7 protein-coding genes are annotated in these 13490 nt (G+C 48.7%); all 7 read right to left on the reverse strand.

The features are described from left to right. The 7 genes from MUK70_RS08285 to MUK70_RS08315 all read right to left on the reverse strand — a co-directional run bounded on the left by MUK70_RS08285 (position 1) and on the right by MUK70_RS08315 (position 13421). Complete coding sequence (locus MUK70_RS08285) at positions 1 to 1128, reverse strand: metallophosphoesterase family protein (protein ID WP_234655920.1); 1128 nt, start codon at positions 1126 to 1128, stop codon at positions 1 to 3. A 118-nt stretch (positions 1129 to 1246) separates the two neighbouring features. Beyond that, positions 1247 to 3490 (reverse strand): heavy metal translocating P-type ATPase, encoded by a 2244-nt coding sequence (locus MUK70_RS08290; protein WP_234655919.1) that lies wholly within the window; start codon positions 3488 to 3490, stop codon positions 1247 to 1249. A 184-nt stretch (positions 3491 to 3674) separates the two neighbouring features. Beyond that, the gene (locus tag MUK70_RS08295) at positions 3675 to 4406 is read right to left on the reverse strand and encodes a DUF2490 domain-containing protein (protein ID WP_234655918.1); all 732 of its coding nucleotides are present in this window, start codon (positions 4404 to 4406) and stop codon (positions 3675 to 3677) included. A gap of 20 nt (positions 4407 to 4426) precedes the next feature. Further along, positions 4427 to 5623 (reverse strand): chromate transporter, encoded by a 1197-nt coding sequence (locus MUK70_RS08300; RefSeq protein WP_234655917.1) that lies wholly within the window; start codon positions 5621 to 5623, stop codon positions 4427 to 4429. 273 nt (positions 5624 to 5896) lie between these two features. Then, positions 5897 to 7519, reverse strand: coding sequence for a L,D-transpeptidase family protein (locus tag MUK70_RS08305; RefSeq protein ID WP_234655916.1), 1623 nt, complete (start codon positions 7517 to 7519; stop codon positions 5897 to 5899). Between the two features lie 162 nt (positions 7520 to 7681). Continuing rightward, on the reverse strand, positions 7682 to 8110 hold the full coding sequence (locus MUK70_RS08310) for a response regulator (protein ID WP_234655915.1): 429 nt from the start codon (positions 8108 to 8110) through the stop codon (positions 7682 to 7684). 46 nt (positions 8111 to 8156) lie between these two features. Continuing rightward, positions 8157 to 13421 (reverse strand): PAS domain S-box protein, encoded by a 5265-nt coding sequence (locus MUK70_RS08315; protein ID WP_234655914.1) that lies wholly within the window; start codon positions 13419 to 13421, stop codon positions 8157 to 8159. Positions 13422 to 13490 lie beyond the last annotated feature (69 nt).

Consider the following 13490-nt stretch of genomic DNA (forward strand, 5'->3'; position numbering starts at 1 on the left):
TCAGGTCTCTAAAATAAAGCGGTCGGCCAGGATAGCATTCATTCCTGGTTCGACCCTTTGTTCATGCGGCAGGGTGTAAAATTCGCTGGTGATGCGGATGCCTTTCGTTGTTCTTTCCAAGGATACTTTCAAAAATCCGTGCTTGTTATCGCAGTAATTTTCCAGGGTAACATTGTTAAAAGCTGCATTATTAGCTGTAAAACGACTATCGGAAGTGGACGCAACGGGATGGAGCTCATCATAACCACCCCCACCGGCAACGATAAACGGGACCGTTTTCCCATCAAAATAACGCTTCGAAAAACGCTGATAGTTATGGACGTGACCGCTGAAAACAATGTCGGGCCGTACGCTGGTTTGTTCAAAAACCCCATCGAAAAACTGGATCATCGGCAAGCTTGAACCGTGGTTCACATCCGCAGAATAAGGTGCGTGGTGAATACAAAGGATTATCGCCTTTTCGGGGCGCTCTGCATCCGCACTCCGCAACTCTTCCATCAGCCATTTGCGCTGATCCGGCGTAATGACACCAAACTTGGTAACATTCCCATACATGCCGATAATGCGCGCAACCGGCGTAATAAGGGACCAGAATACATGAGGCTGCGTCATACTTTTTCGTTCCGCGCCTCCGCTGAAAGCCACAGTTTGCGGCTGCTTGTCACAGAAAACGGCCCGGAACGGATCCAGGCTCTGATAGGAAACGCGACTATCAGGGTTCACGTCGCTGTCGTGGTTACCCGGGATCGCAAATATAGGGCCGGGATATTTTTGGTAGGGCTCAAAAAACTGCCTTTTGTACTGGCTTGCTTCCCCAAAATTGTAAACGATATCGCCCAAATGATACAAAAACATCGGTTCCTTGCCCGTGCCATCCGTTTGCTGATATTGCTTGATCATTTCGGCAACCACAAGCTTTTGAAAATCGGGATTGCGGACACTTCCCGTATCGCCCAACATATGAAACGCTAGCTTATCACGGTCATTTAATGTTTGAACTTCCTCTAAATCAAAGTGGTAGGGATACGTTCCTGTTGGAGCAGGCAATGGCTGGAACTTGTAGGAGTCGTCCGGCTGGTGTTTTTTAATAACCGGTTTGTCGTATTTCTTATTAAGGACTGAATTCATTAAGTTGCGAATAACTGAACGTTCTAAATGTGCACCGCTGTAAGGCAAATGCACATTTTCACAACGGGTGTCCGCGTGTTTTGGTTCTGATTTGTCCTAATCATTTACAGGCTGGAACCTATAATTTCATTGCCTTCAAACGCAAGCTGTTCCCCACAACCGACACCGAACTCAGGGCCATAGCCGCGCCTGCGAGCATTGGATCGAGCAGGAATCCATTCACGGCATAGAGCACCCCGGCAGCGACCGGAATGCCGATCAGGTTATAGATGAATGCCCAGAAAAGGTTCTGTCTGATCGTCTTAACCGTTTTTGCGGACAAGTTTAATGCCTTCGGAATCATGTTCAGATCTGAGGTGATCAGGGTCATCTTGGCAACATCCATGGCGATGTCCGAGCCTTTTCCCATTGCGATGCTTACATCGGCCTGCGCCAGAGCGTGGCTATCATTGATCCCGTCACCCACCATCGCCACGATCTTGCCTTCTGCCTGCAGTTGCTTTACAAAAGCGGCTTTTTCGGAAGGCATAACCTCTGCTTTGTAGTGACGTAAACCAACCTGCCCGGCCACCGCGGCAGCCGTCTGCCGGTTATCACCGGTCAGCATATAAACTTCAATACCCATGTGCTGCAACTTTTCTACGGCTTGCTTAGACGTGGTTTTAATTTTGTCTGCGATAGCAATGATCGCGAGCACATTGGTGTTATCAGCAAAATAAATAACCGTCTGCGCTTCCTGTTGCCATTTTTCCGCCAACGCGACGAGCTCACTGCTGATCGCCACAGCGCCTTCCGAAATCAGGGTTTTGTTCCCCACGAAATAATCAGCACCATTACACACGGCCCGCACACCCTGGCCGGTAACGCTGTCAAACGATTGCAAAGAAGCTTTTTGAACATTCTCCTTTTTCAAACGGTTGACAACAGCTTCGGCCAGCGGGTGTTCCGAGCGCGATTCCATGGCTAATAAAACTTGTTCGGAAAATGTCTGGTCCTGGATCTCCTTTTCCCAAACGATCTGCGTAACCGCTGGCTTCCCTTCCGTGATTGTTCCGGTTTTATCCAGGATGATGGCGTTCACCTTATGCGCGAGTTCCAGACTCTCCGCATCTTTGATCAATATATTATTTTCTGCCCCCTTCCCTACTCCAACCATGATGGCGGTTGGCGTTGCGAGACCGAGTGCGCAGGGACAAGCAATCACCAGCACAGTAACGGACGTCATCAATGCGTGCGTAAAAGCGTTTTCGCCTCCTAAAAGCATCCATCCGATGAACGTCAGGATCGCAATCCCAATGACTACGGGGACGAAAATCCCGGCTATTTTATCAACCAGTTTTTGAACCGGTGCCTTACTTCCCTGCGCCTGTTGCACCATTTTGATGATTTGCGCCAAAATGGTGTCTCCTCCTACTTTTTCGGCTACAAAAACAAAGCTGCCTTTTTGATTAATCGTACCGGCAAACACCTGCTCACCTTGCTTTTTTTCCACGGCCACCGGCTCCCCGCTGATCATACTTTCATCCACAAAGGAGCTTCCTTCTGTTGTAACGCCGTCCACAGGAATTTTTTCGCCGGGCTTGATGACAATGCTGTCGCCCACTTTTACATCGGCAACAGGGATCCCGGATTCAAGGCCATCACGGATAACGGTAACCGTTTTAGGCTGTAAGCCCATCAATTTTTTCAGTGCAGACGATGTATTTGACTTCGCCTTTTCCTCCATGAGCTTTCCCAGCAAAATAAATGCAATAACAACCGCAGCGGCCTCGAAATACACATGTGCGTGCAATCCCCGCGCATGCCAGAACTCAGGATAAATAGTGTTGAAGGCACTAAAAAGGAAGGCTATGCCCGTACTCAATGCAACGAGCGTATCCATATTTGCCCTTCCATGCCGGGCTTGCTTGAATGCATTAACAAAAAACGTGCGGCCCAGCATGAAGACAACCGGCGCTGCTAGCGCCATCATGATCCAGTTTCCATATGGCAGCGCGCGCGCCGAGCCTTCCATGAAAAACATACCAATGATGACAATTGGCAACGAAAGCAGCGATGCCAGGATCGTCCGTTTTTTCAGCTCATTGTAATGCTTCGATTGCGCGTCTTGCTGCACCTGGTGCGGATCTTCCACATCCACAACCAGATCATAACCAATCGCACGGACTGCATTTTGAAGTTCAGTAGTGGTTACCGAATCATCATAATCGGCCCAGGCAGTCTGTGTTGCGTAATTTACACCCGCGTCGTGCACGCCATTAACGGATTTCAGCGTGCTTTCAACGCTCACCGCACATGCGGCGCATGACATGCCTAACACCGGAAATGTTTGTTTTATATGATTTTCAAATGTCGTTTCCATCTCTCTTTTCATTTGTACAAATGTACAGCCGCCCGCTCCTTAGCGTCTTACACAATTCAGGTGGTGCTTTGTATAATTATTGAGGCATGCGCTTTTCCGTAACATTACGCTTTGAAAAGTTGCGTTGATGGACCCATTATTTACAATTAATTACACAATACAAAGGTCTTAATACATGGCAATGCTATTTTTTTGACCTGATATCCAGATTGTGGAACACAAAAACACGCAGCACGTTGTTGCTGTTAAAATGGTTTCCGGAAGGAAGTTGCTGGAACTGGTTCATGTAACCGACTTGCAAATTCAGACCCTTTGTAAACTGGTAGCCTAATCCGACAAATAAACGGTTCTGGTCAAAGAGATTGTAAGTGATCTGTTTGCCTGCATTGATATGAATCTCGTCATTGAATGCAAAGAACAATGTATTCGGCTCGATGAAATCGCGGTTCAGCGGTACCATCAGGTTCAGCAAATACCGGAAGCGAAAGTTGAAATTGTAGCCGTCCTGCAATGCATCATTGGCAATTTTACGATTAAAGCGCTCTTCCACCCTGATCCATTGCTGGGTTTGCAGTCGTTTTTGACGGCTTGTCCAAAGTACTTGTTGCCAAAGTCTGTTTTCAGGCCGAACGGTGTGCAGGCCAGCAGCAGGATAGCTGCGGGCGTAAGCATAACCAGCAGTAAACCGAAGGTGGTCATTGGCATAATAAGTAATCCCGGGACGAATGATCTGTGTAGACCAACGATCCAGAAAATCCGTGCGCCGGGCGTGAAGATCCAGCCAGATACCCCATTTATCAGAAATCCTGGTCTGGTTAAAATAGCCCAGCCAAACACCACTATGTTTGTTGACCTGTTTTTGGCCCAGGGATGGAATAGAAAAAAGGACAAATAGTATTAAAATAACGCGCTTCATAAGGTCAGGTAAAATTATATTTATAGATAAGTTTTAATGCAAAAGCCAACAATGGCAGCCGCGAGGATGATGTAAGGTTCTTGTAATTTTTTTATATAAATCAATGAAAGAATGGTCGTTACGGCAATTAGCGCAGATGCGCCATCAACAATGGACCGAGTAGCAATCACGAACACCGATCCAACCAGCGCACCCACTACGGCTGCTGTTATCCCGTCTACAAACGCTTTGATACTGGTATTTTTTGAGATCTTTTTGAAGTAGGGCGCAGGCAAGACCGTGAAAACAAAGCATGGGAGAAAAACACCCAGGGCAGCTACGGCCGCCCCGGCAAAGCCGGAAACCAGAAAACCGATAAAGCCTACTGTGATCACCACCGGACCAGGCGTGATCATTGCGACCGCAACAGAATCCAGGAACTGCTGCTCGTTGAGCCACCCCATTTCATTCACAACACCGGCTTGTAAAAAAGGGATAATCGCCAGCCCGCTCCCGAATACAAATGCGCCTGCCTCAGTGAAGAACAGAGCCAGTTTGACAAGCTCGCCGGGCTCGTATTGCCAGAAACCCGTGCCGGCTAAAAGAATGACCGATAAGGAAGTATGCTTTCTTTGAAGCAATTTTGGAGGTGCTTTTACTACCATATAAATGAACCCGAGAAGGATGAAAAGCCACACTTCCTCTCGCTGCGTGATGGCGGTAACGATTGCCATTGTCAAAAAAAAGATCCACAGAACCCACCTGCTTTTAATTGCTTCCGGCTCAATCTTACTGATTGACTTAATGGTCAGCTTGTAGCAACTCAGCGAGATAATGCCGATCACCGCAGAGCCGACACCGTAAAACACCGACTGCATCCAGGGAAGCCCGCCGTAGACCTTGTAAGCCATACCCAGCAAAACAACCATTATAAAGGATGGGAGCACAAATGCCAGCCCGGTAAGCGTTGCTCCCCAAACTCCATAATGCACATAGCCAAGATAAATGCCCAGCTGGGCTGCCAGCGGGCCCGGGGCAAGTTGCGCGAGCGCCAGGCCTTCGCGGTATTCATCCTCACTGATCCACTTTTTGTCTTCCACCAGGTCCCGGTGCATGTAGCCGATCAGGGCTACCGGACCGCCAAATCCCAATGTGCCGAGTTTTAAAAAGTATTGGGTCAGGGCAGATATTGTGTAAACAGGCGGCAAATCTTTTATTCTGATATTTTCGTTGGTCATGTTGCTGACTTGCGATTAAGATGCAATACTAGCAGCTGCAACATCCAAAGGATAGAATGAAAATGACTGATTTGTATGAGGATTACTTTTTCGGGCAAATTTTTTTGACAATGTAACGCATTTGGACTAGTAGGAGCTTTAAAGATCCTGCTAAAATGGCTCTGGTCTGAAAAGCCGGTCAGGTGGGCAATGTGTGATAAAGTATGATCTGGATATGCATGTGGTGGGTGTATTTTGGAGTGAAGACCCGTTATTGTCAGAACTCGTTTTAGTCTATTCCAGTGACGCGAAAAGCCTTTCAGCCATTTTTTGATCATGCCCATAAATATCCTTTCGGAAATTAAGTTTGCCTGTATGATCCACCCAGGCGGTAAAGTAACCAATGAAGACGGGTATTTCGTTGCTGCCACGGAGCCGCACGTATTTTTCTTTACCGCTATTCATGGCAGCGGTTATTTTGCTGGTCGTCCAGGTTGAATCCCTGCGAAGCAAAAATTCGGCTAGTTTCTTCGGCTCAGACAGTCGAATACATCCATGACTGAATGCACGCTGCGATTCAGCAAACAGATTTTTCGACGGAGTATCATGCAGATAAATGTTGTAACTGTTGGGAAACAGGAACTTCACCAGCCCTAACGAATTGGACTTACCAGGTTTTTGGCGCACGCTATTGCCATTCCATTCCATATTATGCCGGGCCAGGTAGTTTTTGTTTCGTTTGATCCCGGGCAAAATTTCGTTTTTCAGGATGCTCGCTGGCACATTCCAATACGGACTGAATACAATCTGATTCAACTTCCCGGAAAAGATCACAGTGCTGTGAACCTGTGAGCCCACCACGGCATTCATACTGAATGCAAGCTTTCCTTTTTCATACATATGCAGCTTGAATTCGGGAATGTTTACCAGTATATAATCTGTTGCGGGAGCTGCCGGAACCCAACGTATCCGTTCCATATTGATAAGCATTTGCCGGATTCTTTCGCGCACGGGCACATTAAGTTCTTTCAAAAACGCCGCGCCAATCTCCCCGGATGTTTTTAACCCCATTCGGGTTTGAAACGATCGTGCGCCATTCAAAAGCGTGGAATCGAAAATATTGGTTGAATCGCCCGGTTCCAGGTCTTTAAGCAGTGCCAGGCGTCTTTTAATCTCGGAAATTGTTGTGGATGAATCGCCTAACCGTAGCGTTTTCGCTGAATGCAAGGCCGTCCAGTCTTCGTTCACAAGCGGATGATAAATTTTGAGTTGCTCTTTGAGCAGATTATACTGCGTATTCACGGGCTCGTAGGAGGCCAGATTTTCTCCTTTGTTTTTTAGCAAGGAATCCAAAAATTCGGCTGGATTGACCTTTTTGCGAGGAATAAACCAGTCAAGTTCCTGAATGTTAATGCTTCTGTCGCCCGAATATGCTTTCTGGGTATACCTGAAAAAATGTTCCGTCAATGCCAGTTCTGTGTTAACTACAAGCGGATCTGTCGGGATAATACGCTTCCGCAGTTCGAGAGAATCAATGTTAGCCATAAGCAATGGGTCGTAGAGCGAACTGTCACCGGAAACATAGATGTAGTCATTTTGCAGACTCAGAAATGTGTGCACAAACTCGGCCATCCCATCAGGGAAAAACCAGGAGAACTGGTAGTTTCGCCGGTTATAAAAGTTCTGTATTTTATTGACAAGGCTATCGTTCGTGCTACGCTCCTTCACAAAGCGGGCCAATGTCGTTGTGTCAATAAAAAGTTTGGTAAAAGAATTTTCGACCTTGATTGTGGTATCTCTTTTCGCAACTGCGGGCCGCTGTTTCTCCTCCCTTGTCTGACAAGAAGCCAGCAGCATAACCATAATCGCAAAAACGAATGAAGCGCATATACGACTTACCGAATGTATTGAAATCACGTGCCGCATATATATTTAATTTCTTTTGTTCACTTGTATATTTTGTCATTTGTCCACCACTGTGCACCGCTAAGTAAGCATGCTGAAATCGCTTGGCTCGGCATGACCATCTCGCCCATTAAAAAAGATAGTGGTAGCACAACCCTTGTTATCGCCGGTATATTATTGCGGATATAATGCCGTAAAATCGCCTGCATGTTCGCAAATTTCAGTCATTACAGCTTTGATTTCTTGTATATCCATTGGCTTTAGAGTGAATCCGCTTGCTTTCAAACGGAAGCTCTCCTCGCGAAATTCTGCCTGATCGCGGTTGGTCATCATGATTACAGGCACAGTCTGCCAGTGATCATGATCCTTTAATCTTAACAGTGTCTGAAAGCCGTTTAGCTTTGGCATATCAATGTCCAGTAAAATAACCCGGGGCAAAACCGGATCTTGATCCTCTGGCAAATCTAGACTATCAGCAAGTTCAGAACCATCGGCAAAGAACTGCACCTGATGCTGCGGTAAGAAAAATTTAAAGACCTGCCCAACAAGAAAGCGGTAATCCGCATCGTCATCTACCAAAAAGACCAAGTGTGAGTTTGACATTTGTAATATATTATAGTGTAGTGGACAATCCCATCTTTGTCATCTATCATTCATTTGCTTGAGGTTCATTAAACCGGATTTCAAACCATGTGCCCTCTCCGGGGCGACTGTCTACAATAAGCTCGCCACCAAGGAGCGTACAAAGGCGCGTAACGATGGCCAGACCTATCCCTTCCCCTCCGGACCTGCCAGTCGCAACCAAAATTTCGTCCTCCTCTTCCTGCTGGGGTTCCCCTTTAAGCCGGCTTAGCAGCCTGGCCGGAAGCCCTGGCCCTGTATCTGTTACTCTAAAACACCAACCGGGTAAATTTGTCAGCCTTTCACAGGTAATCGTTACTCCGCCTACGGTGGTATATTTCAGGGCGTTTAATAATAAATTTTGCGCGATCCGGCGAATTTGCACCGGGTCACTTTTTACTTCCAGGCTCGCCAGTTCTTCTGTTTTCAACCACAAACCCCGCTCTGTTGCAAAAGGCTGCGTATTTTGGGCGAGCTCCCGCAACAGTACTGCCACGTCAAAAGTGCTGATGTAAACTACTTCCTGAGCTGCTTCCAGACGGGCAAAATCCAGCAAACTACTCATGAGCTGGGTCATCTGCCTGGTATTGCGCTGGATCATCTGGATAAGCACATTATTGTCTGTTTCGCTGCCAGACATCCCCAGTAACTGGGCAGCCGAAGTGATCACACCGACCTGCCCGCGCAAATCGTGAGAGGCAGATCTTAGCAACTCGCCCCGTTCTTTGAGCGCATCGCGAAGTTGGGCAACGGTTTGCGTGCTCTGCCGGGCATCTTCCAGCTGCCCAAGCCAGTACTGCTGCTGTGACTGCGCTTCTTTTAGTCCGGTTATGTCAAGACCGGTTAATACCACACCATCGTCCTGGCGACTGATTGCAACGGCAAGCCACCGCTCCTGTCCGTCCACAATAATGTGTTTTTCATCATAGCGGGGATTGTCGTTGTGGTAAACCTGCATCAAAAATTCAAGTGTCTGATGGCCCCATAGCAAAGTCTCAAAATGCTGGGCGGGTTTTCCCAACAGCTCGCCAAGTGGCTCGTCAAAGAACTCGGCCAGCTTCTGATTGCCTACGGCCAGGTGAAACCCGGTCACAGTACCCGAATCCTCCTGCGCCCTGACGGCTTTCAAAAGGCCGATGCAGGCTGGTGATGCGTCCAGCACGGCTTGCAGGTTTTCAGCCATTTGCCGTGTTTGCTGCTGAGCCCTTTGCAGTTCTGTGATATCGCGCGCGATAGCCAGCACACTTTGAACAGAACCGTCAGGGCCACGCTCGGGAACCATACGTGAATAATAGTCGAATTGCCCGCTAGGCATTGGAAGTGAATGATAATGCTCTTGCGATTTGCCTGTATCAAAGGTTTGCCGGAGCTTGTCCATATATGGACCCGCAATATGGTCGGGCTGGCCCATTTGTTTATTTGTCCTGCCCAGTAGATCTTCAAGGCTTTGCCCAGATTTCCCAATAAAAGCACTGTTAGCAAAAAGCAACCGAAGATCTGCGTCCCAGCGTGTAATCACATCCGGTGTATTTTCGACGAGGGTCCTGAGCTGCGCCTCACTCTGCCTGATCTGCTCTTGAGCAAGAACCTGCTCTGTAATGTCCCAGTCGATCCCCAGCGCTTTGACCAATGCTCCGCTTTCGTCAGGTAAAGCCAGTCCTCTGATTTTTAGGTATTTGACAGTGTTCTCAGTATTAATTCGCAAAACCTGCTCAATAGCTTCTGTGCCGCCTGTGAGCCAGTTGGTAAACTGCTGGGCGGCTTCCTTATCAGCATTTACCGTGAAGTCCAGATAAATATCTGTATGGACAGGATGCCCTAGTGGCAGGTTAAATAGTTGGTACATTCCTTCCGACCAGATAAACTCAGAGGTGGCACGGTCGTATTCCCAGCTGCCGGTGAGTGCCAGTAACTCGGTTTGCTGCTGCAGCGTAAGGTTTTTAAATGCCTGAGCATCCTCGGCCTGCTTGCGTATGGTAACATCGCGGGCAATGGTTGAAATACCAATGACTTGACCGGAGGTGTCTTTTACCGGTGACATAATTACTTCCAGTATCATTTCCCTGCCATCTTTATTAACCCGGACAGAGTCGAAAATCTCAACTTTCTGATAAACCTTGATCTTCTCCGTATCCTTTAATAGCTGGTCAAGATCTTCGGGCAAGGTGAGCATGGTCAGTGGTTGACCTATGGCGTCAGAAGCCGGATAGCCATATAAGTCGTGGGCAGCCTGGTTCCAACTGGTGATAACGCCTTCAAAATTGACGGTCATGATCGCGTCCTGTGAAGATTCAACGATGGCCGCGAGAAACGACTGGGCTTCTTCGGCGGCGCGCCGCTCAGTCAGATCACGCATGATCTTGACATATCCCAGCAATTTCCCATGCCCATCCTTTAAAGGGGAAATAGACCCTGAACCCCAGAAGCGAGTCCCGTCTTTGCGCACGTGCCAGCGCTCATTCTCGGCATATCCAAGCTCGCGGGCCGTTTGCTGCTCGAACTCAGGCACACGATTCTGACGGTCCTGGGGTGTAAAAAGGATATCGCCGGGCCTGCCCAAAATTTTATCTTCGGGATATCCCATGACCATTTGCGCACCCGGGCTCCAACTTGCGACCCGGCCTTCAAGGTCAAGGGTGAGGATAGCATAGTCCCTGGCACTTTCAAATACCAGTCGCATGCGCTCCTCAGATTGACGCACAGCTTCCTCTGCTGCCCTGCGCCGGGAAATGTCGACAAAAGTCAGCACAACACCATTAATACGGTCCTCAGCAGTGCGATATGGCAATACCCGCATTAAAAATAACTGGCCGTCAACCGTTTCAACTTCGCGTTCGACGGGTTGCAGCTTTTCGAGAACAGCTTCCGCATCCCGCACCAGTTCAGCATCCGCGAGCCGGTTGGTAATGTCGGTTAAAGGCCGCCCACTGTCCGAAGGGATCAGATTGAAAATATTACGGGCGGCTGGGGTAAACAGATTTACGCGAAGGCTGCGGTCTAAAAAGAGAGTGGCAAGATCCGTAGAGTTGATCAGGTTTTGCAGGTTACTTCTCGTCATAGAGATTTCCTCTACTTTAACCTTCAATTCCTGATTAACTGTGGACAACTCCTCATTGATGGATTGCAATTCTTCCTTACTGGTTTCCAGCTCTTCCGCTGCCGAGCGCAGCTCCTCATTCATAGCCTGTAACTCTTCATTAGAGGCTTTCAGCTCTTCGGCCTGGGTTTCGTGCTGTTCGTTTGAAGTGCGCAGCTGCGCCTTGATACGCACCAGTTCTTCTTCGAGTTGGCGGGCCACAGGCTCCTTGGAAGCCAATACACTTGTTGTGGGGCCGGTGTGTTGACCTGTTGTTTCGAAAATGACCAGTAAAAAACCCTGGGCAGGGTTGCTTCTGCCACTGCTTTCATCATCCAGGACAGGGCGTACATGCAGCGTCAGCGTCTCAATCCTGTCGTCTATCCTGACTTGGAGGTTAGGCGCCTGGACATTAGATTTTTGCTGTACAGCCTGGTAAAAGGCAGTTCTGAGCTCAATACGCAGCTCGGGGCGGATCAGTTTAAGCAGGTTTTTCGAAGGCTCGCCGCCCGCAATATGCAGATACATGCCTGCACGCTCGGACAGGTGCAGAATGTCGTAGTCCTCATTGACAATGATAGATGGCGGAGCATACTGCTCTAAGAGCTGCTGGTGCAGATCCCCGAAGTTGAGACGGCTCGGCAACGACCGGCTATCTTTGGGCATGGGCGTATCCTGCGCCAGTTTTCTCCCGGAAGGTATCGATATGGTACTTTCAGGCACCGGGTATGCGCGCACCAAAACAGGTCGGCTCTGGTAAATGTGGTTTTCACGGCTGACACTGGCAAACAAATCGCCAGCCCCATCGGTCGTCTCTGAAAGTCCCAGCAGCAGGTAGCCGCCCGGCTTTAAGGCGAAATGGAATGTTTCCATCACCCGCTCCTGAGCCACGCTGTTAAAGTAAATCAAAAGATTACGGCATGTTATCAAATCAATTCTCGAAAAGGGCGGATCTTTCAGCACATTGTGATGGGCAAAAAGCACCATCTCGCGGATCTCTTGACGGATCTTAAACTCATCACCGTCTGGCACCAAAAACCGGCGAAGGCGCTCAGGGGAAATGTCGGCAGCATCATTGAGCGTATAACGGCCTTCGCGCGCAATAGTAATGGCCGCCTCATCTATATCGGTGGCAAATATTTGCACCTTTGGCGCATCGATCATATCCATTGTCAGTTCCGCCATCAACATGGCTAGCGAGTAGGCTTCCTCGCCTGTTGCGCAGCCCGCTACCCAGATACGAACAACGCCATCGGCGCCTTGATCGCGGGCGAGTATTGGAAGTATCTCCTGCTCCAGTGCCAGAAATGGCTTATTGTCGCGAAAGAAATTGGTGACCGAAATCAGCAAGTCTTTCAGCAGCGCCTGGGTTTCCTCGGGGTGATCATGCAAAAAGGCTGCATACGAGGGAAGATCAACAAGATTACGGACATTAATACGCCGCTCAAAACGGCGCATTAATGTCGGCCTTTTGTAATTGGAAAAATCGTGACCGGTCCGCAGACGCAAATGAGTGAATATTTCGCGTAGCGCCTGCTGCTGATCTTCGGGGCGCATATCAGCTTCTTCGCCGATCGATACCTTTCCCAAGCTGTCACGGTAAGATACAAGCTTGGCCGGGATCTGGTTCACTGAGAGTATGTCGTCAACCAGGTTGGTTGCAATGGCTTGCCTTGGCATTTCATTAAAGACTGCCTCACGCGGGTTTTGTACGAAAACTGCCCCCCCGTTCTCCTTGATCCGTTTTAGACCCATCGATCCGTTTGCGCCGGTTCCCGACAGGATCACCCCAACGGACATCGGCCCATGCGATTCTGCAAGGGAACGAAAGAAAATATCTACGGGCGCGCGGCGTTCTTCCACAAGAATGTTTGGCGAAACCGTGATATGGTCATTCAGCATTTGCAAATGCTGATTGGGAGGCACAACATACACGTTGTCAGGCTGTATGAGAACCTTTTCAGTGACCCTGGTGACGGGGATGGACGCCACCTGAGAAAGTACTTCCGTTAATTGGCTATCATAGTCGGGTGACAAGTGCAAAATGACCACATAGGCCAGGCCGGAATCCGCAGTAACCTGTTCGAAGAACTCGGTCAATGCCTCCACCCCGCCAGCCGAAGCTCCTATGCCGACAACAAGTGTCTGCTTTTGCGGCGCCGGGGTAGCTGGGATCTGGTTGGCTGTTTCTTGTTCTTTAGACTGTTTCTTGCTCACGTGCTGGTCCTTTATGGCGTTATGGTTGCGTATTATTTTAGGGGTCAATAGGTAGCTTTCGCAAATTGT

The organism is Dyadobacter chenwenxiniae, assembly GCF_022869785.1.
GTDB lineage: Bacteria > Bacteroidota > Bacteroidia > Cytophagales > Spirosomataceae > Dyadobacter > Dyadobacter chenwenxiniae.

What these genes read in the sequence shown, in the direction of transcription:
- MUK70_RS08290 (WP_234655919.1), bottom strand. Translation starts at nt 3,490, where the DNA reads ATGGAAACGACATTTGAAAATCATATAAAACAAACATTTCCGGTGTTA.
- MUK70_RS08300 (WP_234655917.1), bottom strand. Translation starts at nt 5,623, where the DNA reads ATGACCAACGAAAATATCAGAATAAAAGATTTGCCGCCTGTTTACACA.
- MUK70_RS08285 (WP_234655920.1), bottom strand. Translation starts at nt 1,128, where the DNA reads ATGAATTCAGTCCTTAATAAGAAATACGACAAACCGGTTATTAAAAAA.
- MUK70_RS08310 (WP_234655915.1), bottom strand. Translation starts at nt 8,110, where the DNA reads ATGTCAAACTCACACTTGGTCTTTTTGGTAGATGACGATGCGGATTAC.
- MUK70_RS08295 (WP_234655918.1), bottom strand. Translation starts at nt 4,406, where the DNA reads ATGAAGCGCGTTATTTTAATACTATTTGTCCTTTTTTCTATTCCATCC.